This is a genomic window from Streptomyces sp. NPDC040589 (assembly GCF_055594445.1).
The window spans coordinates 1,212,010-1,238,671 of the sequence record NZ_JBVIWP010000002.1 but is presented as its reverse complement, the minus strand read 5'-3'; the positions used below and the strand labels follow the sequence as shown (position 1 = coordinate 1,238,671).

Genomic DNA, 26,662 nt, shown 5'->3' with positions numbered 1-26,662 from the left:
CGGGGGGTGTCCGTCCTCGGAACGGCGCGATGGGGTGCCACACCGACTGACTGTTCGTTGACGCGCCAACCGCTGCGGGCGGACACCCCCCGACACGTCCCCTTCCGTGAGCCGGCGGGCGCGGGCGCGGGCGCGTCGTGGCTCACGCCCTCCGCCGCAGCCGCGGGTTTCCGCCTCTGCCCCAGCTGCGGGTGCCGCACCCGCCCTGGCTGCCGCAGGCCGCCGCTGCGGGCCCGCCGTAACCGCCCCCGCTGCGGGCATGCGTGCCTCCCCCAGGCCTCAAGGGCCTGGGAGGTGCCCCCAGGGCGGCACGGGTGGGCGGTGGGGGAGGTACCCCGTTCCGCCGGGTCGCGGACCCGCCCGGCGTCAGCGGCGACGCCGGGTGCCTCGTGGCGTGCTCAAGCTGTCGCCGCCGGTGGCAACGGGGCCAACTGCCGGGCCAGCCAGGTCGGTACGCCCCCGAGCAGCCGGAACAGCCGCCGGGCCTCCTCCCGTAGCCGGGACGCCTCCGGCTCGGTCTCCGTGTCGGCCAGGGACACCAGCGCCGGTGCCGTACCGACGAGATACCCCAGCTCCTCCCGGATCCGCAGCGACTCCGCGAAACCGTGGCGGGCCTCCGCCAACTCCCCGTCCCGCAGCGCGAGTCCGGCCAGATGGCGCCATGTGAACGACAGCAGCAGCGGATTGCCATGCGCCGTAGCCCCCGCGTGCGCACGGCGGTACGCCGCCCGCGCCGCCTGCGGGGCACTCGTCAGGTTCTCCGCCAGCAGGCCGCGACGGAAGTCCAGCAGAGCCCGCTGCGACGCCCCCGGAGGGATCAGCGCGGCCGCCCGCCCCAGCGCGGCCCGCGCCTCGTCTGCCCGGTCCCGCACCACGAGCAGCGTCGAGGCGTAGGCCAAGTAACCGCGTTCACAAGCGGCAGCGCCCCGCTCGTCGTCGGTGTGGGCCAGCGCCTCGGCCGTGCGCAGCGCGTCCTCGGCCTCCTCCCAGCCCCGCTCGGTGTACAGACACCGTTCCACCAGCAACGACGCGCGTTGGAGCGCCGCCGCGGGTGTGTCCGGCAGCAGCAGGGCGGCCGCGTCGGCCCAGCACCCGCGTGAGCGCAGCCGCCATACCGCGGTCTGGAGGGGATCGTCACCAGGGGTCGTTCCGTTACCAGACATGGCGGTATGCGCCACGTTGCCCTCCCCGAGCACGCCATCGAGCTGTTGAGTGGTGGCGGCATCTCAGCACGAATCGCGGGGCCGGGCCAAGGGGGTGGGTGAAGGATTTCACAAAGTCGTGGGACTCAGGGGTGTCCGGTGTTTGGGACGGGACACCCCTTGTCTCAGCTCATGCGCAGGGCCAGGAAGAAATCCAGCTTGTCCTCGAGGCGCGACAGGTCACGTCCCGTCAACTGCTCGATCCGTCCGACCCGGTAGCGCAGCGTGTTGACGTGCAGGTGGAGGCGGCCGGCGCAGCGGGTCCAGGAGCCGTCGCAGTCCAGGAACGCCTCCAGGGTGGGAATCAGCTCGGCCCGGTGCCGGCGGTCGTAGTCCCGGAGGGGGTCCAGGAGGCGGGCCGTGAAGGCGCGGCGGACGTCGTCAGGGACGAAGGGGAGCAGGAGGACGTGCGAGGCCAGTTCCTGGTGGCCCGCCGCGCAGACCCGGCCCGGGCGGGCCGCCGCCACCCGGCGGGCGTGGCGGGCCTCCTCCAGGGCGCCGCGCAGGCCCTCCGCCGAGTGCACGGCCGCGCTGACGCCGAGGGTGAGGTGCCCGTCGCCGTCGAGACCGGCCGTGAGGGGGTCCCGCACGGATTCCAGGAGTACGTCGGCGAGGACGCCGGTCTCGGAGCCGTCGTGCTCCGCCGCGACGGCGGGCAGGGGGACCAGGGCGATCGCCTCGTCGCCGGTGTGGGCGACGGCGATGCGGTCGGAGTGCTCCGGGCCCGACGACAGCGGGTCGACGAGGATCTCCTCCAGCACGGCCTGGGCCACCGGGCCGCCCTCGATCTCGTCCCCGTCCCAGTCGACGCGGGCCACGACCACCTGCCAGTGCGGCGCGGCCCCGAGGCCGGGCAGCAGCACCGGCGCGGCCACGCGCAGGCGGGCGGCGATCTCGGCGGGGGCCGCGCCCGTCTGGACCAGTTCCAGCACCTCCTGGGCGAGTCGGCGGCGGACCGTGCGGGCCGCGTCGCGGCGGTCCCGCTCGACCGCGATCAGCTGGGTGACGCCGTGCAGCAGGTCGAGCCGCTCCTCGGCCCAGTCCCCGGCGTCGGCCTCGACGGCCAGCAGCCAGTCGGACAGCAGGGTCTCGCGGGCGTCGCGGGCGGTCTGCGGGGAGCGGCCCGTCGAGCGGATCGGGAACAGGGAGTAGGTGGTGCCGCCCAGGAGGACACGGTGCGGGGCGCGGCGGCCCGTGCGGGTGGCGGTCAGATGTTCCGCCGCCAGCCGGCCGCAGGTCTCGGCGGGCAGGGTGGAGGGGCCCGCGGCCTTCGAGCCCGCGATCAGCCGGCCGGTGGGGGCGAGGACCCAGGCCCGCAGGTCCAGGTCCGAGCCGAGCAGGTCGAGGACCACGTCCGGGCCGCCGCCCGCCGGGCCCGAGGTCATCATCCGGCGGTGGCGGTCGACCACCGCCGCGAGGTCTCCGGCGCGCTCGCCGGAGACCTGCCGTACGACGTGCTCGGTGATCGTCGCGAACGCCACCGACTCGTGCACCGCCAAGAGGGGGAGACGGTGCCGGGCGCAGGCCGTGACCAGGTCGGCCGGGACGTCCCCGAGCTCGGCCTCGCCCGCGGCGAGGGCCGTCACGCCCTGCTGCACCAGGATCCGCACGAAGGGCTCCGAGTCCTCGGCGTCATGGCGCCAGGCCAGGCCCGTGAGCACCAGTTCGCCGCCCGAGAGGTAGCGGCTGGGGTCGCGCAGGTCGGTGGTCATCACGCCGCGCACCGTGCGGTCCAGCTCTTCCTCGCCGCCGAGCAGCTTGAGGCCCAGCGCGTCGGTGTCCAGCAGTGCGCGCAGCCGCATTCTCGTCGCCGCCGTTCTTTGTCTCGAAATCAGTGGTGGATCTTGGGGGAGTGTGGAGGGAACGTCTGTTCGGTGGTCTGGTGAGCGATGCTCGCCGTCCCCGAACCGCGTCCCGGCTGTGTCCCAGGTCACGCGGCTGTGTCGCGCGTTTCCACAGGAGAACGAGGAGGTTTCTGATGGCCTCCGTTCATACGAATCTACAAGATGCCCGTCCTGGCCAGCCAACTCCTTCATGGTTTCCGTGACTGACCCCGTCGGAGTACCGCGCTGTGTACTGAGGCCACTACGCGTAAACAGCACATGAACGAGCCGGGACCGCCGCACACGGATTGGCTCAATCTGAACGCCCCACGAGAAGACGGAGAAGAGAGCCGGTCATGGACTTCCTTCGCCCCGCCAGCTGGGAGGAGGCGCTCGCCGCGAAAGCCGAGCACCCCACAGCTGTGCCGATTGCGGGTGGCACCGACGTGATGGTCGAGATCAACTTCGACCACCGCCGGCCCGAGTACCTCATGGACCTGAACCGCGTCGGCGATCTCTCCGAGTGGGAGGTCGGCGAGGAGAGCGTACGGCTGGGTGCCTCCGTGCCGTACACGAAGATCATGGAGAACCTGCGCGCCGAACTGCCGGGCCTGGCCCTCGCCTCGCACACGGTCGCCTCCCCGCAGATCCGCAACCGCGGCGGCGTCGGCGGCAACCTCGGCACCGCCTCCCCGGCCGGCGACGCCCACCCCGCCCTGCTCGCCGCGGGCGCCGAGGTGGAGGTCGAGTCGGTGCGCGGGTCGCGCCGGATCCCGATCGACGAGTTCTACAAGGGCGTGAAGCGCAACGCGCTGGCGGCCGATGAGCTGATCCGGGCCGTGCACGTCAAGAAGGCCGACGGGCCGCAGCAGTTCTCCAAGGTGGGGACCAGGAACGCCATGGTCATCGCCGTGTGCGCGTTCGGGCTCGCGCTGCATCCCGAGACGCGGACCGTGCGGACCGGGATCGGCTCGGCCGCCCCGACCCCCATTCGGGCCAAGGCCGCCGAGGAGTTCCTGAACGCCGCTCTGGAGGAGGGCGGCTTCTGGGACAACGGGAAGATCGTCACCCCGTCGGTCGCCAAGCAGTTCGCCGACCTGTGCTCCGCCGCCTGCAACCCGATCGACGACGTCCGGGGCACCGCGAGCTACCGCCGCCACGCCGTCGGCGTCATGGCCCGCCGCACGCTGACCTGGACCTGGGAGTCCTACCGCGGCGCCCGCCGCCACACGGAGGGAGCTGCGTAATGCGCGTCAACTTCACGGTCAACGGCCGTCCGCAGGAAGCCGACGACGTCTGGGAGGGCGAGTCGCTGCTGTACGTGCTGCGGGAGCGCATGGGCCTTCCCGGGTCCAAGAACGCCTGCGAGCAGGGGGAGTGCGGGTCCTGCACGGTCCGGCTCGACGGCGTGCCGGTGTGCTCGTGCCTGGTGGCGGCCGGTCAGGCGGAGGGCCGCGAGGTCGTCACCGTCGAGGGGCTCGCCGACTTCGCCAAGCAGCGCGCCGAGGGCGCCTGCGCGACCGGCGCCTGCGGTACGTCGCTGCAGAACGCCCAGGAGTGGCAGGCCAAGGGCAGCGATTCGCACACCGGCGAGGGCACCGAACTCTCCCCGATCCAGCAGGCGTTCATCGACGCCGGCGCCGTCCAGTGCGGCTTCTGCACCCCCGGACTGCTGGTCGCCGCCGACGAGATGCTGGAGCGCAACCCGACCCCGACCGACGCGGACATCCGCGAGGCCCTGTCGGGCAACCTGTGCCGCTGCACCGGCTACGAGAAGATCATGGACGCGGTCCGCCTGGCGGCCGCCCGGCAGGGAGAGGCGGTCTGAGCATGCCCACCAACGGCGCACCTACGAAGATCACCCAGGGCTCCCGGACCAAGGGCGGCATCGGCGAGTCCACACTCCGCCCGGACGGCACCCTCAAGGTCACCGGCGAGTTCGCGTACTCGTCCGACATGTGGCACGAGGACATGCTGTGGGGGCAGATCCTGCGGTCGACCGTCGCGCACGCCGAGATCGTGTCCATCGACACCAGCGAGGCACTGGCCACGCCGGGCGTGTACGCCGTGCTGACGTACGACGACCTGCCCACCGAGGTGAAGAACTACGGGCTGGAGATCCAGGACACCCCGGTCCTCGCCCACGGCAAGGTCCGCCATCACGGAGAGCCGGTCGCGATCGTCGCCGCCGATCATCCGGAGACGGCCCGCCGCGCCGCCGCGAAGATCAAGGTCGACTACCGCGAACTGCCCGTCATCACCGACGAGGCCTCGGCGACCGCGCCGGACGCGATCCTCGTCCACGAGGGCCGCGACGACCACCACGCCGGGCACGTCCCGCACCCGAACATCCTCCACCGCCAGCCGATCGTCCGCGGTGACGTCGACGCCGCTCGGCGGCGGGCCGACGTCATCGTCGAGGGCGAGTACACCTTCGGCATGCAGGACCAGGCCTTCCTCGGCCCCGAGTCCGGCCTCGCCGTCCCCGAGGAGGACGGGGGCGTCCACCTCTACATCGCCACCCAGTGGCTGCACAGCGATCTGCGCCAGATCGCGCCCGTGCTCGGCCTGCCCGAGGACAAGGTGCGCATGACGCTCTCCGGCGTCGGCGGCGCGTTCGGCGGCCGCGAGGACCTGTCGATGCAGATCCACGCCTGCCTGCTGGCACTGCGCACGGGCAAGCCCGTCAAGATCGTCTACAACCGTTTCGAGTCCTTCTTCGGGCACGTCCACCGCCACCCGGCGAAGCTGTACTACGAGCACGGGGCCACGCGCGACGGCAAGCTGACCCATATGAAGTGCCGGATCGTCCTGGACGGCGGCGCCTACGCCTCCGCCTCCCCGGCGGTCGTCGGCAACGCCTCCTCGCTGTCCGTCGGCCCGTACGTGATCGACGACGTGGACATCGAGGCCATCGCCCTCTACACCAACAACCCGCCCTGCGGCGCCATGCGCGGCTTCGGCGCGGTCCAGGCGTGCTTCGCCTACGAGGCGCAGATGGACAAGGTGGCGAAGAAGCTCGGCATGGACCCGGTGGAGTTCCGGCAGCTCAACGCCATGGAGCAGGGCACGCTCCTGCCGACCGGGCAGCGCGTCGACTCCCCGGCTCCCGTCGCCGAGCTGCTGCGCCGCGTCAAGGCGATGCCGATGCCGCCGGAGCGCCAGTGGGAGTCCAGCGAGGGCGCCGACGTACGGCAGCTGCCGGGCGGCCTGTCCAACACCACGCACGGCGAAGGCGTCGTACGCGGTGTCGGCTACGCGGTCGGCATCAAGAACGTGGGCTTCTCCGAGGGGTTCGACGACTACTCGACCGCGAAGGTGCGGATGGAGGTCGTGGGCGGTGAGCCGGTCGTCACGGTCCACACGGCCATGGCCGAGGTCGGGCAGGGCGGTGTCACCGTGCACGCGCAGATCGCCCGGACCGAGCTGGGCGTCACGCAGGTGACCATCAACCCGGCCGACACCCGGGTGGGCAGCGCCGGTTCGACCTCCGCCTCCCGGCAGACGTATGTCACCGGCGGCGCCGTGAAGAACGCCTGCGAGATCGTCCGTGAGAAGGTCCTGGAGATCGGGCGCCGCAAGTTCGGCTCCTACCACCCAGCCTGGGCCACGGCCGAGCTGCTGCTGGAGGGCGGCAAGGTCGTCACCGACGGCGGTGAGGCCCTCGCCGGCCTGGCCGACGTCCTGGAGGGCGAGACCGTCGAGGTCGAGGAGGAGTGGCGGCACCGGCCGACCGAGGCCTTCGACCTGCGCACCGGGCAGGGCAACGGGCACGTGCAGTACTCGTTCGCCGCGCACCGCGCCGTCGTCGAGGTCGACACCGAACTCGGGCTGGTGAAGGTCATCGAGCTGGGCTGCGCCCAGGACGTCGGCAAGGCGCTCAACCCGCTGTCCGTGCTCGGCCAGATCCAGGGCGGCACGACACAGGGCCTGGGCGTGGCGGTCATGGAGGAGATCGTCGTCGACCCGAAGACGGCGAAGGTGAGAAACCCCTCCTTCACCGACTACCTGATCCCGACCATCCTCGACACGCCGACCATCCCGGTCGACGTCCTCGAACTCGCCGACGAGCACGCCCCGTACGGGCTGCGCGGCATCGGCGAAGCCCCCACCCTGTCGTCGACGCCGGCGGTCCTCGCGGCCATCCGGAACGCGACCGGGCTCGAGCTGAACCGGACTCCGGTACGGCCCGAGCACCTCACGGGTACGTCACTCTCCGAGGCCTGAGCAGGAGAGTTCCGTCCGGGGGAGCGCGTTCCCGTGCCCCCCCCGGACCCCCCTTCGTTCGTCTCGGGCCGTCCCCCGGGTCGTGCATCCCAACCCCCTATGAAACTTGGGAGTAGGCCCACATGACCCAGTCACTTGAGCCGAGGACCACAGCCGAAGACGCGGGCGAAGGCACCCGCGTCCCGGCCGGACGGTCCTGGCTCGACCGGTACTTCCACATATCCCACAGAGGATCGACGGTCGCGCGTGAGGTGCGCGGCGGCGTCACCACCTTCATGGCGATGGCGTACATCCTCCTGCTCAACCCCCTGATCCTGTCCGGCAAGGACGCGGCGGGGGACACCCTCGCGCAGAAGGGCCTCATCACCGCGACCGCGTTCGCGGCGGCCCTCACCACGCTGCTGATGGGGTTCGTCGGCAAGGTGCCGCTCGCCCTCGCCGCGGGCCTGTCCGTCTCCGGAGTCCTCGCCTCCCAGGTCGCGCCCGAGATGACCTGGCCGCAGGCGATGGGCATGTGCGTGATGTACGGCGTGATCATCATGCTGCTGGTCGTCACCGGCCTGCGCGAGATGATCATGAACGCGATCCCGCTCGCGCTCAAGCACGCCATCACCATGGGCATCGGCCTGTTCATCGCCCTCATCGGCTTCTACAAGTCCGGCTTCGTGCACCAGGGGGAGGCCACTCCCGTCACGCTCGGCCCGGCGGGCGAACTGGCCGGCTGGCCGGTCCTGCTCTTCGCCGGCACCCTGCTGCTGATCTTCATGCTCCAGGCCCGGAACATCCCGGGCGCCATCCTCATCGGCATCGTCGGCGGCACGATCGTCGCCGCGATCCTGAACGCGGCGGGCGTCATCGACCCCAAGCAGTGGGCGGCCGGGGCACCCGAACTGCACGGCGGCGCGGTGTCCATGCCCGACTTCTCGCTCTTCGGGGACGTGGAGTTCGGCGGCTGGGGCGAGGTCGGCGCGATGACCGTCGGCATGATCGTCTTCACACTGGTGCTGGCCGGGTTCTTCGACGCGATGGCGACCATCATCGGCGTCGGCACCGAGGCCGAACTCGCCGACGACAAGGGCCGGATGCCGGGCCTGTCCAAGGCGCTGTTCATCGACGGGGCCGGCGGCGCGATCGGAGGCGTGTCCGGCGGCTCGGGCCAGACGGTGTTCATCGAGTCGGCGACGGGTGTCGGGGAGGGCGCGCGCACGGGCCTCGCCTCGGTCGTCACCGGAGCGTTCTTCGCCGCCTGCCTGTTCTTCACACCGCTCACCGCGATCGTGCCGCAGGAGGTCGCGTCCGCCGCCCTCGTCGTCATCGGCGCGATGATGCTGATGAACGCCCGGCACGTGGACTGGGCCGACCGGGCCACCGCCGTCCCGGTGTTCCTGACGGTCGTCCTGATGCCGTTCACGTACACCATCACCACCGGTGTCGCCGCGGGCGTCATCTCCTACGTCGCCATCAAGACCGCCCAGGGCAAGGCGCGCGAGATCGGCGCCTTCATGTGGATCCTCACGGCGGTGTTCCTCGTGTACTTCGCCCTCAACCCGATCGAGAGCTGGCTGGGCGTCCACTGACGCCCGGCGCACCAGCCCCGCAGCCTCAAGGAGACCGAGACAGATGCTGGACATCGCCGAGGAGCTGAACAGGTGGGTCGGGCAGGGCCGTGACTTCGCCGTGGCCACCGTGGTGGCCGTCGGCGGCAGCGCGCCCCGGCAGCCCGGCGCCGCGCTCGCGGTGGACGCCGAGGGCACGGCGATCGGCTCGGTCTCCGGCGGCTGCGTGGAGGGCGCGGTCTACGAGCTGTGCCAACAGGCGCTGCGGGACGGCGAGACCGTCCTGGAGCGCTTCGGCTACAGCGACGACGACGCCTTCGCCGTGGGCCTGACCTGCGGCGGCGTCATCGACATCCTGGTCACCCCGGTACGGGCCGCCGATCCGGTCCGGCCGGTGGTCGCGGCCGCGCTCACCGCCGCCGCGCAAGGGGAGGCGGCGGCGGTGGCGCGGATCGTGTCGGGCCCGCCCGAACTGACGGGCCGTGCCCTGCTGGTCCGCCCCGACGGGGCCCGCGACGGCGGTTTCGGCGCCCATCCGGAACTCGACCGCACGGTCGCCGCCGAGGCGGGCGCCTTCCTCGACGCCGGCCGCACCGGCACCCTGGAGATCGGAGAGCGGGGCTCACGCTGCGGAGCACCGCTCACGGTCCTGGTCGAGTCCTCGGTCCCGGCGCCCCGCATGATCGTCTTCGGTGCGATCGACTTCGCGTCGGCGCTGGTCCGCATGGGCAAGTTCCTCGGCTACCACGTCACGGTGTGCGACGCACGGCCCGTCTTCGCGACCCGGACGCGTTTCCCGGAGGCCGACGAGATCGTCGTCGAGTGGCCCCACCGCTACCTGGAGGGCACGGACGTCGACGCCCGTACGGTCCTGTGCGTGCTGACCCACGACGCCAAGTTCGACGTGCCCCTGCTGCGGCTGGCGCTGCGGCTGCCGGTGGCGTACGTCGGTGCCATGGGCTCCCGGCGCACCCACCTGGACCGCAACGCCCGCCTGCGCGAAGTCGGCGTCACCGAGCTGGAGTTGAGCCGCCTGCACTCGCCGATCGGCCTGGACCTCGGAGCCCGTACGCCCGAGGAGACGGCCCTGTCCATCGCGTCGGAGATCGTCGCCGGCCGGCGCGGAGGCAGCGGGGTGTCGCTGACCGGGGCCCACACGCCGATCCACCACGAGCCGGAGCCGGGGGCGGTGGGGCGGATCGGGACGGTGGCGTGAGGCCCTCCGGGGACCGGCCCGGTGTTCCCGGCGCCCGTCACGCCTGTCTCAGCAGGCGGTTCAACGCACGGCCGAACACATACCGTGCCGAGCTCCCCACCACGCCGTCGAAGAGCGACGGCAGCAGCCGGATCCGGATCTCCTCCCGCCACACCACGCGGGTGCGGCCGCCGGGCCCCGGCCGGACCTCCAGCTCCGCCCAGCCCAGCACCACACGGCCCCGCTTCTCCAGACGGCACATCCCCGGGGCCCCGGCCTCCGGGGGCTCCCACACCGTGACCTCCATCGGGTCGTCGAAGGACAGCGGTCCGACGCCCGTGCGGGCCACGACGACCGTGCCGACGCGGGTCGGGCCGGCCGGGACCGGCCCGACCCGCGTCAAGGGCACCCCGTCCCCGTGCCGCCGCCACTCCGTGATCCGCCGCCACGCCTCGTCGAGGGGGAGCGGGACCGTCCGTTCGAGCAGGATGTTCGCCACGTCCCGATCGTAGGGAACCCACGCTGTCCAGCGGCCCGCTCGGGTACGGCTCACCCACTCGGCCCAGAGCCGTCCGAGGGTTTGTGCCCTACCGGTACACCTTCCCGGGCTCCGCCTTCCCCGGTGCCAGCAGTTGGGGCACCGTCACGAACACGTACCCCCGTTCCTTGAGCGCGTCGATGATGCCCGGGACGGCCGGCACGGTGCCGTCGTAGATGTCGTGCAGCAGGATGATCCCGTCCCGGGACGCCTGGGTGAGGACGCGGCGGGTGATCAGGTCCGAGTCGGTCGTCTTGTAGTCCTTGGCCGTCACGCTCCACAGCACCTCGGCGAGGCCCAGCTCGCGGCAGATCTCGTGCACGGTGTCGTCGGTGCGGCCCTGGGGCGGGCGCATCAGGGTCGGGCGCTGTCCGGTGAGGCGTTCTATCTCCTGGTTGGGGCGTTCCAGCTCCTCGCGTATCTCCTCGGGTCTCAGCCGGGTCAGGATCTTGTGGTCCCAGGTGTGGCTGGCCACCTCATGGCCCTCGTCGGCCATGCGCCGTACCAGCTCCGGGTACTTCTCGATGTGCCGCTTGCCGAGGAGGAAGAAGGTCGCCGGGACCTGTCTCTCCTTCAGGATGTCCAGCAGGCGCGCGGAGTGCTCGCTCGGCCCCGCGTCGAAGGTGAGCGCGATGCACTTCGCCCTACGGCAGTCGACAGCGCCGTAGCGGGCCGCCTGGACGTCCGTCGCCGCTTGGGCGCGGACGGCGCTGGGGGCTGTGGCGTCGGGCCCCGCGCAGCCGCTCAGGACGAGTGTCAGTGCGGCGATCGCCGTGAGCGTTCCGGCAGTTCGGAACGCGGTCCCCGTTTTCTTCATCTTCTTGGTCAGAGAAGGCATGGCGAGACTATACACTGCGTGTATACACGCAGTGTATAGTCACTGTGGCGTTTGAGACGGCCGTACCGCGGCACTCGCCAGCACCGAAGGCGGGCGATTGTCGCAGGGAGGACCGCCGCATGACCTCGTACGCCGTCGTGATCCCGACCATCGTCCGGGACACCCTCGCCGACTGTCTCGCGGCGCTCGCCGCCGCGACCGGACCGCGGCCCGGTGAGATCGTCCTCGTCGACGACCGGACCGACCCCGGCCCCGGGCAGCTGGAGCACCCGTTGAGCGTGCTGGGCGACCTGCGGGGGCGCACCACAGTGCTGGGCGGCGGCGGTCGTGGGCCCGCCGCCGCCCGCAACACCGGGCTGCGGGCCGTGACGGCGCCGTGGACCGTGTTCCTCGACGACGATGTGCAGGTCGGTCCCCACTGGTGCGATCAGCTGGCCGAGGACCTCGCCGAGGCCTCGCCCGACATCGCGGGCGTCCAGGGCGTCATCGCCGTCCCGTTGCCCGGCGAACGCCGCCCCACCGACTGGGAACGCGGCACGGCGGGACTCGCCCGCGCCCACTGGATCACCTCCGACATGGCGTACCGCACGGAGGCGCTCAAACAGGTCGGCGGCTTCGACGAACGCTTCCGGCTCGCCTTCCGCGAGGACGCCGACCTCGCGCTGCGCGTGCTCGACTCGGGCTGGCGCATCCGGCAGGGCCGCCGTACCACGCGGCACCCCGTGCACCCCGCCTCCCGCTGGGTGTCGGTGCGCCAGCAGCGCGGCAACGCGGACGACGCCCTCATGCGGCATCTGCACGGGCCCGACTGGTGGGACAAGGCGGTCGCGCCACGCGGCCGGATCCGCACCCACGCTGCGATCACGACCGCGGGTGTCGCCGCGTGCGCCCTCGCCGCCGCCGGGCACGGACGGGCCGCGACGGCCTGCGCGCTCGGCTGGGCGGCCGGCACGGCGGAGTTCGCCAGGACCCGCATCGCGCTCGGCCCGCGCACCCGCCACGAGGTGGCGACCATGGTGGCGACCAGCGTGCTCATCCCGCCCGCCGCGACCTGGCACCGGCTGACCGGCGCCTGGCGCCACCGCCACGCCCCCGCCTGGCAGGACGAGGTGATCGCGTGAGGCCCATGGGCGGCCCGGAGAGCCCGGTACGTCCGGTGAGGGCCGTGCTGTTCGACCGCGACGGCACGCTCGTCGAGGACGTCCCCGACAACGCGGATCCCGGCCGCGTGCGCCCCGTCGAAGGCGCCCGTGAGGCGCTCGCCCTGCTGCGCGAGCGCGGCATCCGCACCGGTGTCTTCACCCACCAGCCCGGCGTCGCGCGCGGGCGGCTCACCGACGCCGACCTGCGCCGCGTCGATCACCGAGTCGACGAACTCCTCGGCCCCTTCGACGTGTTGGCCGTCTGCCCGCACGGTCCCGACGACGGCTGCCATTGCCGCATGCCCCGGCCCGGCCTGGTGCTGTGGGCGGCCGGTCGGATCTGCGCCCGGCCCGCCGACCTCGTCGTCATCGGCGACACCGGCGCCGACGCGGAGGCCGCACACCGGGCGGGCTGCCACGGCATCCTCGTCCCGACCGGGCGGACCCGCACCGAGGAGACGGCGCGCGCGGACCACGTCGCCCCGGACCTGCTGACCGCCGCCCGCGCGCTCCTGGACGGTCCGCCCAAGGGCCGCGTCCTCGCCGACGAACGCCCCATCCGGCAGGCCTTCACGGCCGATCCCGGTTAGGGGCGGCGGACGCTCAGGTCCCGCACCACCGGCACGTCAGGCTCAGGTCCCGCACCACCGGCACATCAGCCGGAACGTCGCGTACAGGGTCAGGGGGCATATGGCGGCGAACGCCCAGATCACCCCTGGCTCGGAGGTGACGATCCCGGCCACCAGCAGGCCGACCGACACCGCGAACAGGACCATCGCGGTCCAGGCGCGGGGGCGGTAGCCGGCCAGGCGGGCCAGGACGCGGGCGGGGTCGGGGCGACGGCGTACCCGCAGGGTGCGCAGCCGGCGGTCGAGGCGGCGGTCGCGGCGCAGGGCGCGTTCCATCTCGTCGAGGATGCGCTGCTCGTGATCGGGAAGTCGGCCGATGGACACGCTTTCTCCTTCCGGACGGCCGGACCGTCTCTCCTCCCGGGGGGACGTGCGGCGGGGGAAGCGGGGAAGTACAGCGGGGAACGTAGATGCGGATGCCCCGTGGGGTCACGGAGCTAACCGGCGACCGGCCGTGCCAGCGCCTCGACCAGCCGGTCCGCGCTGTCCGGCACGGTGCCCTCGCGGAATCCGTCGCGGATCTGCCGGGCGGTCACCCGGCCGCCGGTCAGGCACCAGTCCCACCAGCGGTCCAACTGCCGCACGTCCAGCCGCTCGGCGGCCACCAGCGCGGGCCAGCCGCAGGCACGGGCCTGCGCGGTCAGCTTGGCGCCGCCCGCGACCGGGTCGACGGCCAGCACCGGGGTGCCGACCCGCAGCGCGATCACCAGCCCGTGCAGCCGGTCGGTGACGACGAGGTCCATCCGGGCCAGCACGGACTGGAGCTGCGCCGGGGTCGCACTCAGATGCCAGTCGTGCGTGTCGAGCCGCGTCTCCAGTTCCAGCCTGCCGCAGTCCTTCCCGGCCAGCCACCGCGTCACCTCCTCGGCCACCTGCCCGTGCCGCCTCAGCTGCCCGTACTCGTGCTGCCCGTGCGCGAGGATCACCCCGACGACGGGCCGGGCGGGCACGTCCGGGGCGCGGGCCGCCAGATCCTCCACCGGCTCACGGTCGGGAGCGTCCCGCGGCAGCACCCGGTGGAAGCCGGTCACCGCCGTGCTGCCGGGGTCGATCACCGAGGTGCCCACGGCGATCCGCACACAGTGCGCGAACCGCCGGTGCAGCTCCTCGACCTGCGGCCCGTGCAGGGGTCCGCACACGAACACCAGGTGGGTGTAGTCCTCGGGCCACAGCCGCTCCAGATGCAGGGCCTCCGGACGGAAGCCCGGACTCCAGGCGACGTCGTAGGGGATGCCCGTCCCCCGCAGCACGTCCTCCACCCGGCGCAGGGCCAGCACGTCCCCGGCGGTCGCCTCCCTGTCCCGGAAGCTGAACCACCCGGTCAGCAGAACCTTGCGCGGTCGTTCGCCGTCTTGTATGCGCACATGCCCTGAGTGCCCCTCCAGCCGGGAACGCAATCAGGGCATTACGCGCATTCAACCTTCCGTCACTGGGCGTAGAAGGTGGCGTCCGCCCGGTCGGTCGCCGTGCTCACCGTCTGCACGTTCAGCAGGTACTCCCAGTGGCGGACGTATCGCCCCGGGTAGTTGTGCGACTCGTACGACACGCCCGCCGGGTCGGCGAGCCCGGCGCGCCGCTGGAAGGTGGCGTCGGACGCGAAGCGCGCGGTGCCGTCGTTCTTCTCCAGCCACACCTCGAAGTTCCTGTGCCGCAGGTAGTGGCCGGGGAAGTTGGCCGACTCCAGCGAGACCGTGCCGCTGTCGGTCAGGCCGCTGACCACGCGGAACTGCGAGTCCGCGAGCGGGGAGACAACGGCCTCGATGCGGGCGCGGTACTCCCAGTGCCGGACGAAGCGGTCCGCGAAGTTGTACGACGACAAGCGCTGCGGGGTGACCCCGTCGGCCACGGGAATGCCGAAGTCCGGCGTGCCGTCGGCCTTCCAGTACACCTTCTGCACGCGGGTGCGGCGGTTGGGGTCGTTCAGCGGGTCGCCGACTTGAGCGGGTTGGTGTAGGGCCGCCCGTCCGCCGCGGCCGCCTGCGGGGCGGTCGCCGCCATGGGGGCGAGGAGCAGGGCGAGCACGCAGACGAGCAGGGGGCTGCGGCTTCTGGCCGCAGGGGGAGTCCGGAGCAAACGAGCCGCCTCTGTCGATCCAATGTCCGTGATTTCGAACGTAGTTCGTGAATTCGGCCATGAAGTCGGTCAGAAGATAAGCGGGGCCCGTACCTCCGTCAACGGTTCGGTCTCGGTTCGTAGGAGAGCTGCTTGATGCGGCGCAGGGTCAGCGCGGTCTCGACGGACTGGACGCCTTCGAGGGCCCCGATCTTCTCGCTGAGGTACGTGTACAGGTCTCCGGCGCTGCGGTGCAGGGTCGCGGCGAGGATGTTGGCCTGGCCCGTGACGGCCGCGGCGAAGGGGACCTGGGGGTGCTCGGCGAGGACGCGGCCGACGGAGGCGAGGGAGGCCGGGGCCACGGTGAGCCACAGCATCGCCTCCACCTCGTGGCCGAGGAGTTCGGCGTCGTGCTGGACGTCGAAGTAGAGCACGCCGCTGGACCGCAGGCGCTCCAGGCGCCGCTTGACCATGGACTCCGACTGGCCGGTGGCCGCCTGGAGTTCGGTGGACGTGGCCCGTCCGTCGTGCCGGAGGACGTCGAGGAGCGACTCGTCGTCCGCGTCCAGGGCGACCGGGCCCGTGGCCGTCGCGACGGGCGGCGGGCGCAGTGCCGCCTCCTCGTCGGGGGAGAGGGCGTCGGCCTTGTTGAGCCAGCCGAGTGCGCCGCCGTAGAAGGGGTGCAGGACGCAGTGGGCGCTGACCGACGTGACCCGCGGGGTGCGCTGGAGCCGGTCGAAGAGGAGCTCGTCACGGGCCTCCCGGCTGCGCGGCTTCATCGTGCACATCACCTCCGTGCCGCCGGAGTTCAGGCTGACGTACGAGGTGTCCGGGCGGCGGGCGAGCGCGCCCGCGAGTTGCTCGGCCACGTCCGGGGTGCAGCGCAGCCGGACGATCCAGCTGCTGCGGCCGAGACGGTTCTCGTCGGTCACGCCGAGCACCCTCAGACGCGCGCGGGTGCGCAGCCCCCGGTAACGCCGGGCGACGGTCTGGTCGGAGACGCCGAGCACCTGAGCGATCCGGCTGAACGGCGCCCGCCCGTCCAGCTGGAGCGCCTGCAGCAGCTTCAGGTCCAGCGGATCGAGGGCGGCACCGGGTTCCATCGGGGTCTCCTCCTCGGGCGTGATCGCGTACGGACTGCAAGGAGACCATGCCGCCCGTTTCCTTGCGGATCACTGACCCGGGCTTTGCCCAACCCCTGAGTCGCACACGTGTGCCTGGGCACCAGTACGGAAGGTCGGATCACCCCGACCGTGTGCGCGCCGCGCCCGCCGCTGGAGCGCAACCACGTTCCGCTCGGCGGGTGACGGCCCCCGCCCGGCCGGCCGCTTTCTGCAATCCACGGCCCCGGGACCCGCGATCGTGAAGGCATGACGAACACACCCGACACCCCACCCGGCGCCCCGGCCGTCACCCGGCTCTACGCCCGGCTCGTGGTCTCCGACGGCCCCCGGGCGATCGACTTCTACCGGACCGCTCTCGGCGCCGAGGAGATCGAGCGGTACACCGACCCCGAGGGGAGGATCGTGCACGCCATGCTGCGTCTCGGCGGCACCGTGATCGCGGTCAAGGACGCCGACGACGGAGACCCGGCGCCGCCCTCCCTCGGCGGCTCCCCGGTGATCATGGCGCTCGACGTGTCCGACGCCGACGCCGTCGCCGAGGCCATGCTGCGCGGCGGGGCGACGGTGGTGTACCCCGTCGCCGACCAGCACTACGGGCAGCGCGGCGGCCGTCTCGCCGACCCGTTCGGCCATCTCTGGATGATCTCCCAGCCGATCGAGGAGCTGACGCCGGAGGAGATCCAGGCGCGTACGACCGACCTGTTCACCTGACGATCCCTCAGTGGGTCTGCCGGACCGGTTCCTCCACCGCCGCGTTCGAGGCCGGCCGCCCGCCCGGGTGCCGCAGGGCGCACAGATAGCCGATGCCCAGGGCGATGGCCATGCCGTAGAACACCCACTGGTTGGCCTCGGCGAAGTCCATGCGGATGGCGCTCATCGCGTCCCGGGTGGCCTCGGCGGCGGGGCCCGTGCCGGTGGGCGGCTGGGAGTCGCCGCTGCCCGTGATCGACTCGGTGATGTCACGGGCCACGGTGTTCGCGTCGTCCGTGGACATGCCCCGGGACTGCAGGGTCTGCACCACCTTGTCGGTCGTGACGTGCGTCAGGATCGTGCCGTAGACGGCCAGACCCACGCTCGCCGCGTAGTTGCGCACCGTCTGGGTGATGCCGGTGACCTCGCCGTACGAGGCGCCGATGGACCGGTTGACGGCGTCCGTGGAGGCCGGCGCGAGGATGAAGCCGATGCCGGCCCCGGCGAGCGCCGCGTACGGCCACTGGTCGTGCATGGACAGGTCGGTGAGCTTGTTCGCCCACAGGGCGAACCCGACGCATCCCACCACCGTGCCCAGCTTCAGGGCCGGGCGCGCGCCCCGCTTGTCGAGGATCCGGCCGCCCCACTGCGAGGCGATCGCGAAGCCCACGAAGAAGTACAGCAGGAACAGGGCCGCCTGGTTCGGCGAGGCGCTCAGGGACACCTGGGCGTAGACCGAGGTGAAGAAGAACAGCGGTACGAAGGCGAGCATCGAGAAGAACAGCACCGCCGCGTCCACGGTGAACGCCTTGTCACGGAAGACCCGCAGGTCGATCAGCGGATGCTCCACGTCGCGCTCGAACCGGACGAACCCGAAGAGCACCGCGAGGCCGCCCGCGATGCAGAGCCAGGTCGCCCAGGAGTCCCAGCCCCAGGACCAGGCCTGCTGGAAGCCGAGGACGCTCAGGCCCATGCCGATCGCGATCAGGGCGGCGCCACGGACGTCCAGGGTGCCGGACCGCCGCCGGTCGGCGATGTGCGCCAGCGCGGTGAGGACCAGCGCCACGATCGCCACGGGGACGTTGACCCAGAAGACGGCGCGCCAGGTCCAGTTCGTGAGCCAGCCGCCCAGCAGCGGGCCGAGCGCGGTCAGCGCGCCGGAGACACCGAAGAACAGCGCGAGGGCGCGACCGCGTCTCTCGACCGGGAACACCGCCACCACCACGGCCAGAGCCGCCGGGAAGAGCAGTGCCGCCCCGAAACCCTGGGTGGCGCGGAACACGATCATCCAGGTCTGCGCCGCGCTGCCCTCGGGGACACAGCCGCACAGCACCGACGACACGACGAACACCAGCGTGCCGATCACGACGACGCGGCGTGGTCCGTAGAGGTCCGCGAGACGCCCGCCGAGGGCGAAGAACGCCGCGAGGGCCAGCAGATAGGCGTTCACCACCCACTGCATGCCCGAGGACGACAGGTTCAGCTCGCGGACGATGTCCGGAGCCGCGATCGACACGATGGTCTGGTCGATGAAGGTCATGGCGACGGCGAACATCATCGCCGCCAGTGCCACAGTCTGCTGCTGCGGCGCCGATCGGGAGGGGGGCGAGGCCTCGCCGCGCCCCGGGCGCGTGCTGCTCACGCACTCAGTCTGCGCCGGGCCGTGTCATGTCGCATCACAAGGCAACTCCGGCCCCGCGCGTCACTCCCTTACCCCCAAACGCGTCCCGCGGCAACCCCTGGGCGGTGTGAGGACGACCTCCTCGGCCATGTGACCACGGTCCGCCACAGTTGCCGCGTCGAAGGTGCAGGATGCGGGCACCAAGGAGGACAGGCAGTCGAACGACGAGAGAGAACGACGAGAGAGGCAGACGATGGCCCCAGCGGAACCGGAACCCCAGCGGATCGGCGTACCCGCCGAGTCCACTGCGGGCGAGACCAGGGTGGCGGCGACGCCGGCCACCGTGGGGAGACTTGTCGCGCTCGGATACGACGTGGTGGTCGAACCGGGAGCGGGAGCCTCGTCCCGCTTCTTCGACACGGCCTACGAGGAGGCGGGAGCCCGCCTCGGGGACCCGTGGTCGGCGGAGATCGTACTGAAGGTCAACGGCCCCTCGAGCGAGGAGATCGGCCGGCTGCGCGACGGGGCGACACTGATCGCGCTCATCAGCCCCGCGCTCAACCCCGAACTGGTCGAGGAACTGACACGGCGGCCGGTCACCGTGCTCGCCATGGACGCCGTGCCGCGGATCTCGCGCGCCCAGTCCCTGGACGTGCTCAGCTCGATGGCGAACATCGCCGGATACCGGGCCGTGGTCGAGGCCGCGCACGCCTTCGGACGCTTCTTCACCGGCCAGGTGACCGCCGCCGGCAAGGTGCCGCCCGCCAAGGTGCTGGTGGCCGGTGCCGGCGTGGCCGGACTCGCGGCCATCGGCGCGGCCCGCAGCCTCGGCGCCGTGGTCCGCGCCACCGACCCCCGGCCCGAGGTCGCCGAGCAGGTCCGCTCGCTGGGCGGCGAGTTCCTGACGGTGAGCGCCGAGCAGGAGGTGAGCACCGACGGCTACGCCAAGGCCACCTCCGACGACTACAACCAGCTCGCCGCGCAGCTCTACGCCGAGCAGGCCGCCGACGTCGACATCATCATCACCACCGCGCTCATCCCGGGCCGCCCGGCGCCCCGGCTGGTCACCGCCGAGGACGTCGCGCGCATGAAGCCCGGCAGCGTCATCGTCGACATGGCCGCGGCCCAGGGCGGCAACGTCGAGGGCACGGTCGCCGGGAAGGCCGTCGTCACCGACAACGACGTGACGATCATCGGCTACACCGACCTGCCCGGCAGGCTCCCCGCCCAGGCCTCGCAGCTGTACGGCACCAACATCGTCAACCTGATGAAGCTGCTGACGCCCGGCAAGGACGGTCAACTCGTCCTCGACTTCGACGACGTGGTGCAGCGGGCGATGACCGTGGTCCGCGAGGGCGAGAAGACCTGGCCCCCGCCCCCGGTCCAGGTGTCCGCCGCGTCCGCCCCGGCAGAGGCCCCGGAACCCGTGGCCGTGCCCTCGGAGACCCCGGCGAAGCCCGCCCGTCCGGCGTGGGCGCCGTACGCCCTCGTCGGTGCCGGGGCGCTCGCGCTGTTCCTGGTGACGGCCTTCTCGCCGAGTGAACTCATCGGCCACTTCACGGTGTTCGTGCTGGCGATCGTCATCGGCTTCTACGTCATCGGCCATGTGCACCACGCGCTGCACACCCCGCTGATGTCGGTCACCAACGCCATCTCCGGGATCGTGGTGGTCGGCGCGCTGCTGCAGATCGGGCAGGGGAACACCGCCGTCACCGTGCTGTCGTTCGCCGCGATCCTGCTGGCGAGCATCAACATCTTCGGCGGATTCGCCGTCACCCGCCGCATGCTCGGCATGTTCTCGAAGGGCTGATCACGGATGACCACAGTCACGGCCGCAGAGGCCGCCTACGTCGTCGCCGCGCTGCTGTTCATCCTCAGCCTGGCCGGCCTCTCGCAGCACCGGACCTCCCGCTCGGGAGTCGTCTGGGGCATCGCGGGCATGGTCATCGCCCTGGCCGCCACCGTCGGTCTCGCCTCCCGGAGCATCACCGCCACCGGTCTCGTGCTGATCGCCGTCGCCACGGCCGTCGGCGCGGGCATCGGACTGTGGCGCGCCCGGGTCGTCGAGATGACCGGCATGCCGGAGCTGATCGCCATCATGCACAGCCTGGTCGGCCTCGCCGCCGCGTTCGTCGGCTGGAACGGCTACCTCGACGTCGACGCCGAGCTCAGCGGTTCGCTGCTGGGCATCCATCACGCCGAGGTGTTCATCGGGGTGTTCATCGGCGCCGTCACCTTCACCGGCTCGGTCGTCGCGTATCTGAAGCTGTCCGCGCGGATCAAGTCGAACCCGCTGACGCTGCCCGGCAAGCACATCCTCAACGTGGGTGCCCTGGTCGCCTTCGTCGCGCTCACCGTCGCGTTCGTGGCCCGCCCGAACATCGGCCTGCTCATCGCCGTCACCGTGATCGCGCTCGCCCTCGGCGCGCACCTGGTCGCCTCCATCGGCGGCGGAGACATGCCGGTGGTCGTCTCCATGCTCAACAGCTACTCCGGCTGGGCCGCGGCGGCCTCGGGCTTCCTGCTCGCCAACAACCTGCTGATCGTCACCGGCGCGCTGGTCGGCTCCTCCGGTGCCTACCTGTCGTACATCATGTGCAAGGCGATGAACCGCTCCTTCCTCTCGGTGATCGCGGGCGGTTTCGGAACCCCGGCGGCGGCCGCCGACGACGGCGAGCAGGGGGAGCACCGGGAGATCAACGCCGAGGAGACCGCGGAACTCCTGCGCGACGCCTCCTCGGTGATCATCACGCCGGGTTACGGCATGGCGGTCGCCCAGGCCCAGTACCCGGTCGCCGAACTGGCGCGCAAGCTGCGCGAGCGGGGCGTCGAGGTGCGCTTCGGCATCCACCCCGTCGCCGGCCGGCTGCCCGGGCACATGAACGTGCTGCTCGCCGAGGCGAACGTGCCGTACGACGTCGTCCTCGAAATGGACGAGATCAACGACGACTTCGCCGCCACCTCGGTCGTCCTGGTCATCGGCGCCAACGACACCGTCAACCCGGCCGCCACCGACAACCCGTCCAGCCCCATCGCCGGCATGCCGGTGCTGCACGTGTGGGAGGCAGCCAACGTGGTCGTCTTCAAGCGGTCGATGGCCGCCGGGTACGCCGGAGTGCAGAACCCGCTGTTCTTCCGGGAGAACACCCAGATGCTCTTCGGCGACGCCAAGCAGCGGGTGGAGGACATCCTGCGCGGCCTGGACGCCCTCGACGCGCCGGTTCCGGAGATGGCCGGCACCACGCGGTGAACAACGCTGCCCCGCCGGCGCGGTCCGGCGGGGCACCCCGGGCACCGGCCGCCCGTTACGGCCGCCGAACCTGCCCTGTATCCCCCGACAGGCGGCTCGCCGCCGCGTACACCACCCGTGCGTGCAGTTCGAGCATCGCCACCAGGTCCACGGAGTCGCCGTGGATCTCCCGGTGCACGAACAGGCCGTCGGCACCGGCGACGGTGCAGGTGGTGAGGGTGCGGACGGATTCCTCCTCCAGGTCCGGGAAGAGGGTCTCGATCGTCTCGGCAATCCGCCGGGCGGCGATCTCGCGGACCTGCAGGAAGACCGTGCGGACCCGGGGTTCCACGGGCCGTCGTTCCAGGGCGAGCATCAGTCCCAGGCGCAGGAAGCCGGGTGCGTCGACCAGGGACTTGGCGATGTGCGCCGCCATGGTGGTGAGGCGTTCCAGGGGCGTGCCGGTCTCCTCACCGGGCAGTTCGACGGCCCGCAGCCAGGTCTCGAAGCCGCGCTCGATGACGGCCCCCGCTCGTGCGGGGGCCCGGCGAGCGACGGGGCTCCTTGCGCAGCCCCACTCTAGGTCGGGCAGGCCGAACGGGCGGATCCGTGCGGCCTCCTCACTGGGGAGGCCGCACGGCCGCGGCAGACCGCGTACCGGTCATGCGCGCGCTCCGCCGGTGCGGCGCTTCACCAGCCACCACGCGCCGCCGCCCACGACGAGCAGGGCCACGAGCACGCCGCCCGCGACCAGGCCCGGCGACGGACCGTCGTCCTCGGCCGCGGTGGTGTCGCCGGCGGGGGAGACCTCGGAGGGAGCCGGACCCGAGGCCTCGGGTGAGGCGGGGACGGAACTGGGGCCGGAACTGGGCGGACTGGAGGCGGTGGGCTTCGAACCCGGCGCCGCCGCCTTCAGCTTCAGAACGGGCGCGGGCTGGGCCGGTTCCGTGTCGCCGGCCGGCATTTCGATCCAGCGGGAGACCTCGCCGTCGCTGTAGGTCTCGACCGTCTTGAAGGCCAGTTCCGCGGCGTCCGGGAGCCGCCGTACCTTGATCTTGTGCTCGGCGTCCACGCCCGTCCCGAGGGCCGGGCCGCCGATGGTGTATCCGTCGCCGCCGGGCTTCAGCTTCCAGCCCTCGGGCGCTTCGGCGAGTGTCACGTCGGCGGGTGCGATGCCCTCGGGCAGGACGACCCGGAGCCGGGTGAAGCCCGCCGAGTCGGACTCCGCCTCGGAGACGAAGGCCAGGGTGACGTTCTCGGCCAGGGCCTGCGGCTTGTCGGCCTCGACCTCGGCGTGGGCCGAGGCCGTTCCGGCCGCGGTGAGGGCGGCTGTGATGACGGCCGCGCCGACGACGGCGACACGCCGTACGGCACAGGCGAGGTGGTACGTGGACATGCGGGAACTCCTTGCTGGTGAAGCCGGGCACGGCGAAGCCGCGGCCCGGATGAGGGGACGACCGGGACGTGGAGACGTCCCGGCGGGCCCCTGCGCACCAGCGTGTGGTCCAGCGTTCGTGTCCGTGGGGCGGACGGCGGGTCGAAGCAGCCGAGCAGCGGCACGGCGGGCGGCGCGCCACCGGTGCCGCCGCCGGGCAGCAAGGACCGCCGTACGCGGGCCACGACGGCGGCGGCGGCGCGCCGCACGGTGCGGGCGGCGGCGAACGCGGCCGTCAGTGCCGCGTCCGCCCGGTGCAGCAGCCAGCCCGCCGCCAGCGCGGCGACGACATGGGCGGCCGTCATACCGGCCGAGACCTGGTGCCAGGCGTGCCCGTCGCCGCCCGTCCCCTGATGCCCGGCATGACCCGCCCCGGTGGCATGGGCGCCGCCCGTCAGGGTCAGGCCGGTGTGCAGGACCCCCTGCGCCCCGAGGGTGGCCGCGGCCACGGTGGGCAGGGAGAGTCGACGGCGGGCGACGGGCCGGGCGGCCGCGAACTGCGCCAGGCCGAACCCGGCGACGAGCCGCCAGGGCACCGCGCCCTCGGCGACAGTGTGGTGCCCGAGAGCCGCGAGCACGCTGCCGACGAGGGCGAACATGCCCGCCCGCACGCTCGCACCGACGTTCACCCCGTCGTATACGTCAGGTACGGAAGGACTGTTCAGACGGCTGTCCGGTGGTCAGTACTCCCTGATGAAGCAGTCGGAGACGTAGCCCTCGACCCCGGTCCGGTTGTTGTGGACGTACGTCCAGTGGTCCTTCACCGAGCCGTCCGGGCAGGGCACGCTCTCCGCGTTGCTCTGCCCGCCCATGTGCGTGTAGCCGTCGCCGGGATTGCCGTGCCCTCGCACGGAGGATGTGGTGCTGTAGCCGCTGTGGATCTTCACGCCTCTGGCCGTGAAGTCCCCCTGGGGCGGCGCCGCGGCGATCGCCGTCGCGGAGAACAGAGTTCCCAGCAGCGTGAGCAGGGCCGTGGTCGTCACGGTGGCGTGCCTGATGCTCATGAGACTGCTCCTGACTTTGAGTGATCGGTCGGTCACAGATTGGCATGAGGCTGGGAAGGCGGAGGCCACTGCCGCGATGGCGCGGGGAGCACCGGCGGGGCGTGTGGAAGTCATGCCGCGGGCCGCGCGAGGCTTCTCGCCTCGTCAGTCCGCCGTCTGCGCCGGGTTCGCCGTCACCCTGCGCAGCAGCGGCCCGCTGCGCCCGATCGCGGCGAGCATGGCCGGCGCGCCGGCGGTCACGCAGAGGGCGAGCTGGAGCGCGCCGGAGCTGTCGACGGTCGCGCCGGGCGCCTGGTTGAGCTGGTAGCCCCCGAAGACGCCCATCGCGGTGGTGCCGCCGGCCAGGACGACCAGGGGCAGGACCGTCTCACGGACCCGGGCCCGGTCCAGCACCCTCAGCGGGGTGCCGGACAGCCGCAGCAGACCGTAGACGCGGCGCCGGTCCAGGACGCCCGCGGCTGCGGTCAGTCCCGCGGAGGCCGTCGCCACGAGGAAGCTCAGGAGCAGCGTGGCGGTGCTGACCGTGGCGACGCGGTCGGTGACGGTCTCGTCCGGGGCGGGCACATAGTCCCGCGAGGCCGGGAAGCGGCCCTGCCCGGCGGGTGCCAGGGCGGTGACGGCCGCGTCGATCCGCTCGGGCCCGCCCGGGACCCGGGCGGGCCCGAGCACATGACTCCTGGTTCGGCGTCAGGATCCAGTAGAGGAAGTGGCTCCACTCTCGTCCGGATGCGTGGGCCCGCGCCTCGGCCGTTCGGCCGGACCCCCGGGAGCATGGCAGCACGGGCCCTCGGCCGTTCGGCCGATGCGAAAGGGCCGGCTCGACACCGAACGGTGCCGAGCCGGCCCTTCCGTGCTGCCGGGCTGGTCAGTCCGTGCCGGACTCCATCGCCGCGCGGTCAAGCCAGGCGTCCTCCTCGGAGACCTCGCCGCGGGAGGCGATGGCCTCGGCGCCGCCCTCGGGCAGCTCCGGCATGGTGCCGATGAGGCCGGTCGCGGCCGCCTGCGAGGCGCCGATGGTGGGGCTGCCGGTGCCGATCAGGCCGATGCCGGCGTACTGCTCCAGCTTGGCGCGCGAGTCGGCGATGTCGAGGTTGCGCATGGTGAGCTGGCCGATCCGGTCCACCGGGCCGAACGCCGAGTCCTCGGTGCGCTCCATGGACAGCTTGTCCGGGTGGTAGCTGAACGCCGGGCCGGTCGTGTCGAGGATCGAGTAGTCCTCACCGCGCCGCAGCCGCAGCGTCACCTCGCCGGTGACGGCCGCGCCCACCCAGCGCTGCAGCGACTCGCGGATCATCAGCGCCTGCGGGTCCAGCCAGCGGCCCTCGTACATCAGCCGGCCGAGCCGCCGTCCCTCGGCGTGGTACTGGGCGAGGGTGTCCTCGTTGTGGATCGCGTTGACCAGCCGCTCGTAGGCGGTGTACAGCAGGGCCATGCCGGGCGCCTCGTAGATGCCGCGGCTCTTGGCCTCGATGATCCGGTTCTCGATCTGGTCCGACATGCCCAGGCCGTGCCGGCCGCCGATGGCGTTGGCCTCCATGACCAGGTCGACGGGGGAGGCGAACTCCTTGCCGTCGATCGTCACCGGGCGGCCCTGGTCGAAGCCGATCGTCACGTCCTCGGTGGCGATCTCGACCTCGGGGTCCCAGAACCGGACGCCCATGATGGGCTCGACGGTCTCGACGCCGGTGTCCAGGTGCTCCAGGGTCTTGGCCTCGTGGGTGGCGCCCCAGATGTTGGCGTCGGTGGAGTACGCCTTCTCCGTGCTGTCCCGGTAGGGCAGCCCGTGGGCGAGCAGCCACTCGGACATCTCCTTGCGGCCGCCGAGCTCCGTCACGAAGGCCGCGTCCAGCCAGGGCTTGTAGATCCTGAGGTGCGGGTTGGCGAGCAGGCCGTAGCGGTAGAACCGCTCGATGTCGTTGCCCTTGAAGGTCGAGCCGTCGCCCCAGATCTGGACGTTGTCCTCGAGCATCGCCCGGACCAGGAGCGTGCCGGTGACGGCACGGCCGAGGGGCGTGGTGTTGAAGTACGCCCGCCCGCCCGAGCGGATGTGGAACGCGCCGCAGGTCAACGCGGCCAGGCCCTCCTCGACCAGCGCCGCACGGCAGTCGACCAGGCGCGCGATCTCGGCACCGTAGGTCTTCGCACGGCCGGGCACCGACGCGATGTCGGGCTCGTCGTACTGGCCGATGTCGGCCGTGTAGGTGCACGGGACGGCACCCTTGTCGCGCATCCACGCGACCGCGACGGACGTGTCGAGACCGCCCGAGAAGGCGATGCCGACGCGCTCGCCGGCGGGCAGGGAGGTGAGGACCTTGGACATGGGAAGAGTATGTATCATCACGCATAATCATGCAAGT

24 protein-coding genes and 2 pseudogenes are annotated in these 26,662 nt (G+C 72.1%); 11 read left to right on the top strand and 15 right to left on the bottom strand.

Translation table 11 applies throughout. From position 1 onward, the window contains the following. Window positions 1-398: 398 nt before the first annotated feature. The gene (locus ACZ58V_RS12580) at window positions 399-1,163 is read right to left on the bottom strand and encodes a hypothetical protein (RefSeq protein ID WP_468183382.1); all 765 of its coding nucleotides are present in this window, start codon (window positions 1,161-1,163) and stop codon (window positions 399-401) included. Window positions 1,164-1,327: 164 nt separating this feature from the next. Beyond that, the gene (locus ACZ58V_RS12575; protein WP_468183385.1) at window positions 1,328-3,004 is read right to left on the bottom strand and encodes a PucR family transcriptional regulator; all 1,677 of its coding nucleotides are present in this window, start codon (window positions 3,002-3,004) and stop codon (window positions 1,328-1,330) included. Between the two features lie 377 nt (window positions 3,005-3,381). Between ACZ58V_RS12575 and ACZ58V_RS12570 the strand changes: the two genes are divergently transcribed. From ACZ58V_RS12570 to ACZ58V_RS12550, 5 genes are all read left to right on the top strand, one after another. Next, window positions 3,382-4,272: an FAD binding domain-containing protein gene (locus tag ACZ58V_RS12570; RefSeq protein WP_189721399.1), complete on the top strand. Its 891-nt coding sequence runs from the start codon at window positions 3,382-3,384 to the stop codon at window positions 4,270-4,272. After that, window positions 4,272-4,853 (top strand): (2Fe-2S)-binding protein, encoded by a 582-nt coding sequence (locus ACZ58V_RS12565; RefSeq protein ID WP_468183391.1) that lies wholly within the window; start codon window positions 4,272-4,274, stop codon window positions 4,851-4,853. Before ACZ58V_RS12570 ends, ACZ58V_RS12565 begins: the two co-directional genes overlap by 1 nt. 2 nt (window positions 4,854-4,855) lie before the next feature. Then, on the top strand, window positions 4,856-7,252 hold the full coding sequence (pucD, locus tag ACZ58V_RS12560) for a xanthine dehydrogenase subunit D (protein WP_468183394.1): 2,397 nt from the start codon (window positions 4,856-4,858) through the stop codon (window positions 7,250-7,252). A 122-nt stretch (window positions 7,253-7,374) separates the two neighbouring features. Further along, window positions 7,375-8,829: an NCS2 family permease gene (locus ACZ58V_RS12555; protein ID WP_468183397.1), complete on the top strand. Its 1,455-nt coding sequence runs from the start codon at window positions 7,375-7,377 to the stop codon at window positions 8,827-8,829. A gap of 43 nt (window positions 8,830-8,872) precedes the next feature. Further along, window positions 8,873-10,024 carry an XdhC family protein gene (locus tag ACZ58V_RS12550; protein WP_471289908.1) on the top strand — a complete coding sequence of 384 codons (1,152 nt, stop codon included), beginning with the start codon at window positions 8,873-8,875 and terminating at the stop codon, window positions 10,022-10,024. A gap of 37 nt (window positions 10,025-10,061) precedes the next feature. Here ACZ58V_RS12550 and ACZ58V_RS12545 read toward each other — a convergent pair whose 3' ends face one another. After that, window positions 10,062-10,502, bottom strand: a complete 441-nt coding sequence (locus ACZ58V_RS12545) for an SRPBCC family protein (RefSeq protein ID WP_471289906.1) — start codon at window positions 10,500-10,502, stop codon at window positions 10,062-10,064. A gap of 88 nt (window positions 10,503-10,590) precedes the next feature. Next, window positions 10,591-11,379, bottom strand: a complete 789-nt coding sequence (locus ACZ58V_RS12540) for a polysaccharide deacetylase family protein (RefSeq protein WP_468183406.1) — start codon at window positions 11,377-11,379, stop codon at window positions 10,591-10,593. A gap of 119 nt (window positions 11,380-11,498) precedes the next feature. Here ACZ58V_RS12540 and ACZ58V_RS12535 point away from each other — a divergent pair, with 119 nt between their 5' ends. Both ACZ58V_RS12535 and ACZ58V_RS12530 read left to right on the top strand, forming a co-directional pair. Continuing rightward, a complete protein-coding gene (locus ACZ58V_RS12535; protein ID WP_471289904.1) occupies window positions 11,499-12,500 on the top strand; it encodes a glycosyltransferase family 2 protein in 1,002 nt (333 codons plus the stop codon). Window positions 12,501-12,505: 5 nt separating this feature from the next. After that, on the top strand, window positions 12,506-13,111 hold the full coding sequence (locus ACZ58V_RS12530) for a D-glycero-alpha-D-manno-heptose-1,7-bisphosphate 7-phosphatase (protein ID WP_471289957.1): 606 nt from the start codon (window positions 12,506-12,508) through the stop codon (window positions 13,109-13,111). Window positions 13,112-13,153: 42 nt separating this feature from the next. Here the strand turns inward: ACZ58V_RS12530 and ACZ58V_RS12525 are convergent, their stop codons facing one another. The 5 genes and pseudogenes from ACZ58V_RS12525 to ACZ58V_RS12505 form a co-directional block, all read right to left on the bottom strand. After that, window positions 13,154-13,474 (bottom strand): DUF3040 domain-containing protein, encoded by a 321-nt coding sequence (locus ACZ58V_RS12525; protein WP_468183412.1) that lies wholly within the window; start codon window positions 13,472-13,474, stop codon window positions 13,154-13,156. Between the two features lie 113 nt (window positions 13,475-13,587). After that, entirely contained in the window at window positions 13,588-14,514 is a 927-nt protein-coding gene (locus tag ACZ58V_RS12520; protein ID WP_471289902.1) for a polysaccharide pyruvyl transferase family protein, read from the bottom strand. A gap of 62 nt (window positions 14,515-14,576) precedes the next feature. Further along, window positions 14,577-15,083: pseudogene (locus tag ACZ58V_RS12515) on the bottom strand (AbfB domain-containing protein); the annotation flags it as partial. Beyond that, window positions 15,071-15,223 (bottom strand): hypothetical protein, encoded by a 153-nt coding sequence (locus tag ACZ58V_RS12510; RefSeq protein WP_471289961.1) that lies wholly within the window; start codon window positions 15,221-15,223, stop codon window positions 15,071-15,073. The gene ACZ58V_RS12510 and the pseudogene ACZ58V_RS12515, both read right to left, overlap by 13 nt. A gap of 98 nt (window positions 15,224-15,321) precedes the next feature. Then, the gene (locus tag ACZ58V_RS12505) at window positions 15,322-16,305 is read right to left on the bottom strand and encodes an Lrp/AsnC family transcriptional regulator (protein WP_471289901.1); all 984 of its coding nucleotides are present in this window, start codon (window positions 16,303-16,305) and stop codon (window positions 15,322-15,324) included. A 267-nt stretch (window positions 16,306-16,572) separates the two neighbouring features. Between ACZ58V_RS12505 and ACZ58V_RS12500 the strand changes: the two genes are divergently transcribed. Further along, on the top strand, window positions 16,573-17,037 hold the full coding sequence (locus ACZ58V_RS12500; protein ID WP_468183421.1) for a VOC family protein: 465 nt from the start codon (window positions 16,573-16,575) through the stop codon (window positions 17,035-17,037). Window positions 17,038-17,044: 7 nt separating this feature from the next. On the opposite strand, the gene ACZ58V_RS12495 is transcribed toward ACZ58V_RS12500, so the two are convergent. Next, a complete protein-coding gene (locus tag ACZ58V_RS12495) occupies window positions 17,045-18,574 on the bottom strand; it encodes an MFS transporter (protein ID WP_468186067.1) in 1,530 nt (509 codons plus the stop codon). Between the two features lie 316 nt (window positions 18,575-18,890). Between ACZ58V_RS12495 and ACZ58V_RS12490 the strand changes: the two genes are divergently transcribed. Beyond that, complete coding sequence (locus ACZ58V_RS12490) at window positions 18,891-20,447, top strand: Re/Si-specific NAD(P)(+) transhydrogenase subunit alpha (protein WP_468183424.1); 1,557 nt, start codon at window positions 18,891-18,893, stop codon at window positions 20,445-20,447. A 6-nt stretch (window positions 20,448-20,453) separates the two neighbouring features. Beyond that, window positions 20,454-21,887 (top strand): Re/Si-specific NAD(P)(+) transhydrogenase subunit beta, encoded by a 1,434-nt coding sequence (gene pntB, locus ACZ58V_RS12485; RefSeq protein ID WP_471289899.1) that lies wholly within the window; start codon window positions 20,454-20,456, stop codon window positions 21,885-21,887. A gap of 55 nt (window positions 21,888-21,942) precedes the next feature. On the opposite strand, the pseudogene ACZ58V_RS12480 reads toward pntB, so the two are convergent. Then, window positions 21,943-22,392, bottom strand: a pseudogene (locus ACZ58V_RS12480) (TetR/AcrR family transcriptional regulator); the annotation flags it as partial. Between the two features lie 135 nt (window positions 22,393-22,527). Next, window positions 22,528-23,262: a DUF1775 domain-containing protein gene (locus ACZ58V_RS12475; protein WP_471289897.1), complete on the bottom strand. Its 735-nt coding sequence runs from the start codon at window positions 23,260-23,262 to the stop codon at window positions 22,528-22,530. 102 nt (window positions 23,263-23,364) lie between these two features. Here ACZ58V_RS12475 and ACZ58V_RS12470 point away from each other — a divergent pair, with 102 nt between their 5' ends. Further along, window positions 23,365-23,655: a hypothetical protein gene (locus tag ACZ58V_RS12470; protein ID WP_468183433.1), complete on the top strand. Its 291-nt coding sequence runs from the start codon at window positions 23,365-23,367 to the stop codon at window positions 23,653-23,655. 326 nt (window positions 23,656-23,981) lie between these two features. On the opposite strand, the gene ACZ58V_RS12465 is transcribed toward ACZ58V_RS12470, so the two are convergent. The 3 genes from ACZ58V_RS12465 to argG all read right to left on the bottom strand — a co-directional run bounded on the left by ACZ58V_RS12465 (window position 23,982) and on the right by argG (window position 26,625). Further along, entirely contained in the window at window positions 23,982-24,305 is a 324-nt protein-coding gene (locus ACZ58V_RS12465) for a hypothetical protein (RefSeq protein WP_471289896.1), read from the bottom strand. Between the two features lie 144 nt (window positions 24,306-24,449). Then, window positions 24,450-24,974 carry a hypothetical protein gene (locus ACZ58V_RS12460; protein WP_471289894.1) on the bottom strand — a complete coding sequence of 175 codons (525 nt, stop codon included), beginning with the start codon at window positions 24,972-24,974 and terminating at the stop codon, window positions 24,450-24,452. Between the two features lie 196 nt (window positions 24,975-25,170). Next, window positions 25,171-26,625 (bottom strand): argininosuccinate synthase, encoded by a 1,455-nt coding sequence (gene argG / locus ACZ58V_RS12455; protein WP_189721378.1) that lies wholly within the window; start codon window positions 26,623-26,625, stop codon window positions 25,171-25,173. Window positions 26,626-26,662: the final 37 nt, after the last annotated feature.

What these genes read in the sequence shown, in the direction of transcription:
- ACZ58V_RS12580 (WP_468183382.1), bottom strand. Translation starts at nt 1,163, where the DNA reads ATGTCTGGTAACGGAACGACCCCTGGTGACGATCCCCTCCAGACCGCG.
- ACZ58V_RS12575 (WP_468183385.1), bottom strand. Translation starts at nt 3,004, where the DNA reads ATGCGGCTGCGCGCACTGCTGGACACCGACGCGCTGGGCCTCAAGCTG.
- ACZ58V_RS12570 (WP_189721399.1), top strand. Translation starts at nt 3,382, where the DNA reads ATGGACTTCCTTCGCCCCGCCAGCTGGGAGGAGGCGCTCGCCGCGAAA.
- ACZ58V_RS12565 (WP_468183391.1), top strand. Translation starts at nt 4,272, where the DNA reads ATGCGCGTCAACTTCACGGTCAACGGCCGTCCGCAGGAAGCCGACGAC.
- pucD (WP_468183394.1), top strand. Translation starts at nt 4,856, where the DNA reads ATGCCCACCAACGGCGCACCTACGAAGATCACCCAGGGCTCCCGGACC.
- ACZ58V_RS12555 (WP_468183397.1), top strand. Translation starts at nt 7,375, where the DNA reads ATGACCCAGTCACTTGAGCCGAGGACCACAGCCGAAGACGCGGGCGAA.
- ACZ58V_RS12550 (WP_471289908.1), top strand. Translation starts at nt 8,873, where the DNA reads ATGCTGGACATCGCCGAGGAGCTGAACAGGTGGGTCGGGCAGGGCCGT.
- ACZ58V_RS12540 (WP_468183406.1), bottom strand. Translation starts at nt 11,379, where the DNA reads ATGCCTTCTCTGACCAAGAAGATGAAGAAAACGGGGACCGCGTTCCGA.
- ACZ58V_RS12535 (WP_471289904.1), top strand. Translation starts at nt 11,499, where the DNA reads ATGACCTCGTACGCCGTCGTGATCCCGACCATCGTCCGGGACACCCTC.
- ACZ58V_RS12530 (WP_471289957.1), top strand. Translation starts at nt 12,506, where the DNA reads ATGGGCGGCCCGGAGAGCCCGGTACGTCCGGTGAGGGCCGTGCTGTTC.
- ACZ58V_RS12505 (WP_471289901.1), bottom strand. Translation starts at nt 16,305, where the DNA reads ATGGAACCCGGTGCCGCCCTCGATCCGCTGGACCTGAAGCTGCTGCAG.
- ACZ58V_RS12500 (WP_468183421.1), top strand. Translation starts at nt 16,573, where the DNA reads ATGACGAACACACCCGACACCCCACCCGGCGCCCCGGCCGTCACCCGG.
- ACZ58V_RS12495 (WP_468186067.1), bottom strand. Translation starts at nt 18,574, where the DNA reads ATGATGTTCGCCGTCGCCATGACCTTCATCGACCAGACCATCGTGTCG.
- ACZ58V_RS12490 (WP_468183424.1), top strand. Translation starts at nt 18,891, where the DNA reads ATGGCCCCAGCGGAACCGGAACCCCAGCGGATCGGCGTACCCGCCGAG.
- pntB (WP_471289899.1), top strand. Translation starts at nt 20,454, where the DNA reads ATGACCACAGTCACGGCCGCAGAGGCCGCCTACGTCGTCGCCGCGCTG.
- ACZ58V_RS12475 (WP_471289897.1), bottom strand. Translation starts at nt 23,262, where the DNA reads ATGTCCACGTACCACCTCGCCTGTGCCGTACGGCGTGTCGCCGTCGTC.
- ACZ58V_RS12465 (WP_471289896.1), bottom strand. Translation starts at nt 24,305, where the DNA reads ATGAGCATCAGGCACGCCACCGTGACGACCACGGCCCTGCTCACGCTG.
- argG (WP_189721378.1), bottom strand. Translation starts at nt 26,625, where the DNA reads ATGTCCAAGGTCCTCACCTCCCTGCCCGCCGGCGAGCGCGTCGGCATC.